At 71.5% G+C, this 6,746-nt stretch carries 5 protein-coding genes and 1 pseudogene; 2 read left to right on the top strand and 4 right to left on the bottom strand.

Annotated features, from left to right (window positions below; all coding sequences use genetic code 11):
• The 4 genes from H5J30_RS13135 to tkt form a co-directional block, all read right to left on the bottom strand.
• Nucleotides 1-411 (bottom strand): glucose-6-phosphate dehydrogenase assembly protein OpcA (locus H5J30_RS13135; RefSeq protein ID WP_181787613.1); only part of this gene is annotated, 411 nt, incomplete at its 3' end.
• The gene (zwf, locus tag H5J30_RS13130) at nt 408-1,937 is read right to left on the bottom strand and encodes a glucose-6-phosphate dehydrogenase (RefSeq protein ID WP_181787612.1); all 1,530 of its coding nucleotides are present in this window, start codon (nt 1,935-1,937) and stop codon (nt 408-410) included. The genes H5J30_RS13135 and zwf, both read right to left, overlap by 4 nt.
• A gap of 6 nt (nt 1,938-1,943) precedes the next feature.
• Complete coding sequence (gene tal / locus H5J30_RS13125) at nt 1,944-3,062, bottom strand: transaldolase (RefSeq protein WP_181787611.1); 1,119 nt, start codon at nt 3,060-3,062, stop codon at nt 1,944-1,946.
• A 47-nt stretch (nt 3,063-3,109) separates the two neighbouring features.
• On the bottom strand, nt 3,110-5,209 hold the full coding sequence (gene tkt, locus H5J30_RS13120; protein ID WP_181787610.1) for a transketolase: 2,100 nt from the start codon (nt 5,207-5,209) through the stop codon (nt 3,110-3,112).
• A 243-nt stretch (nt 5,210-5,452) separates the two neighbouring features.
• Here tkt and H5J30_RS13115 point away from each other — a divergent pair, with 243 nt between their 5' ends.
• Nucleotides 5,453-6,394: a heme o synthase gene (locus H5J30_RS13115; RefSeq protein WP_181787614.1), complete on the top strand. Its 942-nt coding sequence runs from the start codon at nt 5,453-5,455 to the stop codon at nt 6,392-6,394.
• Nucleotides 6,395-6,436: 42 nt separating this feature from the next.
• A pseudogene (locus tag H5J30_RS13110) lies at nt 6,437-6,746 on the top strand (hypothetical protein); the annotation flags it as partial.

The following is a 6,746-nucleotide window of genomic DNA, read 5'->3' as shown; positions in this document are numbered from 1 at the left end:
CTCCGCCGGGTTCTCCGGCGCGTCCTCCGGCCACCACACCACCACCGGCGCGTCCGGCAGCAGCAGCGGCAGCACGACGCTCTCCGGGTGCCCGGCCAGCTCGCCGTGCAGCCGCAGCAGCACCGTCTCGCCGGTGTCCGTCTCGTTGCCCACGCGCACCTCGGCGTCCAGCCGCGCCTGCGCGCGCTCGCGCGGGGAGCGGCCGGGGCGCTTGATGACGACCAGGATCCGCGACGGGTGCTCCTTGGACGCCTGGCTGGCGGCCTTGAGCGCGTCGTAGTGGTTGCCCTCGTCGGTGACGATCACCAGCGTGAGCACCATCCCGACCGCCGGCGTGCCGGTGGCCCGCCGCGCGCCCACGAGCGCGGCGTTGATCTGGGCCGAGGTGGTCTCGGTGAGGTCGATGTTCATGGCCGCCGCCAGCTCCGTCCGTCTCGTGCCAGCATCTCGTCCGCCGCCTTCGGACCCCAGGTGCCCGCGGTGTACGACTCGGGCTTGCCGTGCCTGGCCCAGTGCTCCTCGATCGGGTCGAGGATCTTCCAGGACAGCTCGACCTCCTGGGGGCGCGGGAAGAGGTTCGCGTCGCCGAGGAGCACGTCCAGCAGCAGCCGTTCGTACGCCTCGGGGCTGGACTCGGTGAAGGACTCGCCGTAGGCGAAGTCCATCGTCACGTCCCGCACCTCCATCGACGTGCCCGGCACCTTGGAGCCGAACCGCACGGTGATGCCCTCGTCCGGCTGGACGCGGATCACCAGGGCGTTCTGGCCCAGCTCCATCGTGTCGGTGGTGTCGAACGGCAGGTGCGGCGCCCGCTGGAAGACGACGGCGATCTCCGTGACCCGGCGGCCGAGCCGCTTGCCGGCGCGCAGGTAGAACGGCACGCCCGCCCAGCGGCGGTTGTCGATCTCCAGCTTGATCGCGGCGTAGGTGTCGGTCCCGGAGTGCGGGTCGATGCCGTCCTCCTCCAGGTACCCGCGCACCTTCACGCCGCCCTGCCAGCCGGCCGTGTACTGCGCGCGGACCGTGTGCCGGCCCAGGTCCTCCGGCAGGCGCACCGACTCCAGCGCCTTGGTCTTCTCCGCCACCAGCGCCTGCGCGTCGAAGGCCGTCGGCTCCTCCATCGCGGTCAGCGCCAGCAGCTGGAGCAGGTGGTTCTGGATGACGTCGCGCGCGGCGCCGATGCCGTCGTAGTAGCCGGCGCGGCCGCCGATGCCGATGTCCTCGGCCATGGTGATCTGCACGTGGTCCACGTACGACCGGTTCCAGATCGGCTCGAACATCGTGTTGGCGAAGCGCAGCGCCAGGATGTTCTGGACGGTCTCCTTGCCGAGGTAGTGGTCGATGCGGAAGACCTGGTCGGGCTCGAAGACCTCGTGGACGATCCGGTTGAGCTCCTCCGCGCTCTTCAGGTCGTGGCCGAACGGCTTCTCGATGACGGCGCGCCGCCAGGAGTCGCCGGCCGGCTCGGCCAGGTGGTGCGCCTTGAGCTGCTGGACGACCAGCGGGAAGAACTTCGGCGGCACCGAGAGGTAGAACGCGAAGTTCCCGCCGGTGCCGCGCGCCTTGTCCAGGTCATCGACGGTGGTGCGCAGCCGCTCGAACGCCTCGTCGTCGTCGAAGTCGCCCTGGACGAACCGGAAGCCCTCGGAGAGCTGCTGCCACACCTCCTCGCGGAAGGGCGTGCGCGCGTGCTCCTTGACCGAGTCGTGCACGACCTGCGCGAAGTCCTCGTCCTCCCAGTCGCGGCGGGCGAAGCCGACGAGGGAGAAGCCGGGCGGCAGCAGCCCCCGGTTCGCCAGGTCGTACACGGCGGGCATCAGCTTCTTGCGCGACAGGTCGCCGGTGACGCCGAAGATCACCAGGCCCGACGGGCCCGCGATCCGCGGCAGGCGCCGGTCCTGCGGGTCCCGCAGCGGGTTGGTGTCAGAGCCCGTCACCGTCGACTACGCCCCCTTCGGTACACGGCGCTCCAGCTCCTGCCGGGTCGAGTCGAGCAGGTCGGTCCAGGACTTCGCGAACTTCTCCACGCCCTCGTCCTCCAGCAGGCCGACCACCTCGTCGTACGAGATGCCCAGCTTCTCCAGGGCGTCGAGGTCGGCGCGCGCCCCGGCGTACGTGCCGCGCACCTTGTCGCCGTCGACGCCGCCGTGGTCGGCGACGGCGTGCAGCGTGGACTCCGGCATGGTGTTGACCGTCCCCGGGGCGACCAGGTCGTCCACGTAGAGCGTGTCCTTGTACGCCTTGTCCTTCACGCCCGTCGACGCCCACAGCGGACGCTGCTTGTGGGCACCCGCCTTCTCCAGCGCGAGCCAGCGGTCCGAGGAGAAGACCTCCTCGTACGCCTCGTAGGCCAGCCGCGCGTTGGCGACGGCGGCCCTGCCGCGCAGCTCCTTCGCCTCCGGGGTGCCCAGGGCGTCGAGCCGCTTGTCGACCTCGGTGTCCACGCGGGAGACGAAGAACGAGGCGACCGAGCGGATCTCCGCCAGGTCCAGCCCCGCGGCCTTCGCCTGCTCCAGGCCGGCGAGGAAGGCGTCCATCACCTCGCCGTAGCGCTCCAGGGAGAAGATCAGCGTGACGTTGACGCTGATGCCCCGGGCGAGCACCTCGGTGATGGCGGGCAGCCCCGCGCGGGTGGCGGGGATCTTCACGAACAGGTTGGGCCGGTCGACCAGCCAGGCCAGCTGCTTGGCCTCGGCGACGGTGGCGGCCGTCTCGTGGGCCAGCCGCGGGTCGACCTCGATGGAGACCCGGCCGTCCAGGCCCTCGGTGGCGTCGAACACCGGGCGGAGCACGTCGGCGGCGTCGCGTACGTCGGCCGTCGTGATCATGCGGACGGCCTCCTCGACGGTGACGCCGCGGACGGCGAGGTCCGTGAGCTGGCCGTTGTAGCCGTCGCCCGCCGAGATGGCCTTCTGGAAGATCGTGGGGTTGGTGGTCACGCCCACGACATGGCTCTCGTCGATCAGTTCGGCGAGGTTGCCGGACGTGATGCGCTTGCGGGACAGGTCGTCGAGCCAGATCGCGACGCCTTCACCGGAGAGGCGTTCGAGTGCGTCGGTCATCGGTATTGCATCTCCTGACATCGTTTCGTCTGTATGCGTCAGCGACTTCAGGCCCGCAGGGATTCCCGCGCGGCATCGGCTACGGCCTCGGCGGTGAGCCCGTACTCACGGAACAGCACCTTGTAGTCGGCGGAGGCGCCGAAGTACTCCAGGGAGACGACCCGTCCGGCGTCGCCGACGAAGCGCTGCCACGGCATCCCCACACCCGCCTCGACCGCCACCCGGGCCTTCACGGCGGGCGGCAGCACGGCGTCGCGGTACTCCTGCGGCTGCTCGTCGAACCACTCCACGGACGGCATCGAGACCACCCGCGTCGGCACGCCCTCGGCCTGCAGCTGCTCGCGGGCGGTGACCGCGAGCTGCACCTCGGAGCCGGTGCCGATGAGGATGGCCCGCGGCTCGGCCCGCTCGCCGCCGGGGCCCTCGGCCTCGAACATCACGTAGCCGCCCCTGGCCGTGTCCTCGACGGCGCCGTGGGTCTCGTACGTCGGCACGCCCTGCCGGGTCAGCGCCAGGCCGTGCGGTGCGCCGACGCCGTACTCCTTGGTGTAGCGGCGCAGGATCTCGCGCCAGGCGACGACCGTCTCGTTGGCGTCCGCCGGGCGGACCACGTTCAGCCCCGGGATCGCGCGCAGGCTCGCCAGGTGCTCGACCGGCTGGTGGGTCGGGCCGTCCTCGCCGAGGCCGATGGAGTCGTGCGTCCACACGTACGTCACCGGCAGGTGCATCAGCGCCGAGAGCCGCACCGCGTTGCGCATGTAGTCGGAGAAGACCAGGAACGTGCCGCCGTAGACACGGGTGTTGCCGTGCAGCGTGATGCCGTTCATGGCGGCGGCCATGGCGTGCTCGCGGATCCCGTTGTGGACGGTCCGGCCGTACGGGTCGGCCTCGGCCAGCGGGTTGTCGGCGGGCAGGAACGAAGTCGAGCCGGGAATGGTGGTGTTGTTGGACCCGGCGAGGTCGGCGGAGCCGCCCCACAGCTCGGGCACCACCGGGCCGAGCGCCTTCAGCACCTCGCCCGACGCCTTGCGGGTGGCCACGGCCTTGCCGGCCGGGAACGACGGCAGCTTGTCCGCCCAGCCCGCGGGCAGTTCGCCGGCGCGGATCCGGTCGAACTCGGCGGCCCGCACGGGGTTGTCCTGCCGCCAGACGGCGAACTGCTTGTCCCACGCGGCGTGCACCTCCGCGCCGCGCTCCCCGAGGGCGCGGGTGTGCGCGAGCACGCCGCCGTCGACCTCGAAGTGCCGCTCGGGGTCGAAGCCGAGGATCCGCTTGGTCGCGGCGACCTCCTCCTCGCCCAGCGCCGAGCCGTGCGCGGCCTCGGTGTTCTGGGCGTTCGGGGCCGGCCAGGCGATGATCGAGCGGGCCGCGATGAACGACGGCCGGTCGGTGACGGCCCTGGCCTCCTGGAACGCCCGGTACAGCGCCTCGGGGTCGAGGTCGCCGTTCGGCTTCTGCTCGACGCGCTGGACGTGCCAGCCGTACGCCTCGTAGCGCGCGATGGTGTCCTCGGAGACGGCGGCGGCGGTGTCGCCCTCGATGGAGATGTGGTTGTCGTCCCAGAGCAGGACGAGGTTGCCCAGCTTCTGGTGGCCGGCGAGCGAGGACGCCTCGTGCGAGATGCCCTCCTGGAGGCAGCCGTCGCCCGCGACCACCCAGATGTGGTGGTCGAACGGGGAGGTGCCGGCGGGCGCGTCCGGGTCGAAGAGGCCGCGCTCGTAGCGCGCGGACATCGCCATGCCGACGGCGTTCGCGACGCCCTGGCCGAGCGGTCCGGTCGTCGTCTCGACGCCGGCGGTGTGCCCGTACTCCGGGTGGCCCGGGGTCTTGGAGCCCCAGGTGCGGAACGCCTCCAGGTCGGCCAGCTCCAGGCCGAACCCGCCGAGGTAGAGCTGGATGTAGAGCGTCAGGCTGGAGTGGCCCGCGGAGAGGACGAAGCGGTCCCGGCCGGTCCACTGCGGGTCGGCGGGGTCGTGCCGCATCACCTTCTGGAAGAGGGTGTACGCGGCGGGGGCCAGGCTCATCGCCGTGCCGGGGTGGCCGTTACCGACCTTCTGTACGGCGTCCATGGCCAGAACGCGGGCGGTGTCCACCGCTCGGTCGTCCAGTTCGGTCCACTCAAGGTCGGTGGTCGGCTGCGTGCTCACCCTTGTTCAGGGCTCCTCTCTCCACGGGCGGGAACTCCGGCGACCGGAAAGCACCGGGCGCCTTCGAGCCTATCCCGCTGATATCCAGACTGCCGGTGCCGGGCCCGTTGCGCCCGCCGGCGGGCGCCCGCGAGGGCCGCGCGGGTACCCCCCCAACACGGGGCACCCCCCGCGCGGAGGGCCGATACGCAGCGTCTACAGTGACGACGTACAGAATCCCTTGACCGCGATGCAGAGGTGTCCGTGACGGCCGTCGAATCCCGACCCGCGGGTGTACTCGGGCAGGGCACTGTGCACCGGCCGACCGGCGCCCGGGTCAAGGCGTTCGTGGCGCTGACCAAGCCGCGCATCATCGAGCTGCTGCTGATCACCACCGTTCCGGTGATGTTCCTGGCCGCCGAGGGCGTGCCCGACCTGTGGCTGGTGCTCGCGACCTGCGTCGGCGGCTATCTGTCCGCCGGCGGTGCCAACGCGCTGAACATGTACCTGGACCGGGACATCGACGCGCTGATGCACCGCACGGAGCAGCGGCCGCTGGTGACCGGGATGGTGCGGCCGGCCGAGGGGCTGGCCTTCGGCCTCGTGCTGACGGTGGTGTCCACGGTGTGGTTCGCCACACTCGTCAACCCGCTGTCGGCGGCGCTCGCCCTGGGCGCGAACCTCTTCTACGTCCTCGTCTACACGATGCTGCTGAAGCGGCGCACCTCGCAGAACATCGTCTGGGGCGGCATCGCCGGCTGCATGCCGGTCGCCATCGGCTGGTCCGCGGTGACGAACAGCGTCTCCTGGGCCTCGCTGATCCTCTTCCTGGTGATGTTCTTCTGGACGCCGCCGCACTACTGGCCGCTGTCGATGAAGGTCAAGGACGACTACGCGCGCGTGAAGGTGCCGATGCTGCCGGTGGTGGCGTCGAACAAGGTCGTGGCGCGGCAGATCGTCGCCTACAGCTGGGTGATGGTCGCCGTCTCGCTGCTGCTGTGGCCGCTGGGCTACACCGGCTGGTTCTACCCGGTGGTGGCCGCGGTGCTCGGCGCGGTGTGGCTGCGCGAGGCGCACGGGCTGCTGCGGCGGGCGAAGAGCGGGGCCGTGGGCGCGAAGCTCAAGGAGATGCGGCTCTTCCACTGGTCGATCACCTACGTGTCGCTGCTGTTCATCGCGGTGGCCGTGGATCCCTTCCTGCGCTGAGTCCCTTCCTGCGCCGACTTACCGGCGGGTAGCATCTGCGGCATGAGCGACGACGACCGCAGGACCCGCAAGCTCACCCGGCAGATCGAGTCCTTCGCCGGCCGCCACGGCGGCGCGCGCGGGCAGGTCGCGTACCTCGGCGAACCGGGCGCCCGGCTCGTGCTGGTCGGGGCGGACGGGACGTGGGGCGACCTCATGGCGCCGAGCACGCGGAGCGCGACGGCGGCGGCCGAGGCGGCGGGGGTGGCGCTCCAGGAGAGCTTCGACGGAGAGCTGGCGGCGGAGGTGCGGACCGGGCCGTACGAGTGGACGCGGATGGCCGGGATCCAGGTGGGCGGGCCCGCCAACCCGG

Origin of the sequence: Streptomyces phytophilus (genome assembly GCF_013870535.1) — a bacterium.
GTDB lineage: Bacteria > Actinomycetota > Actinomycetes > Streptomycetales > Streptomycetaceae > Streptomyces > Streptomyces phytophilus.
This window is presented reverse-complemented; position numbering and strand designations above follow the sequence as displayed.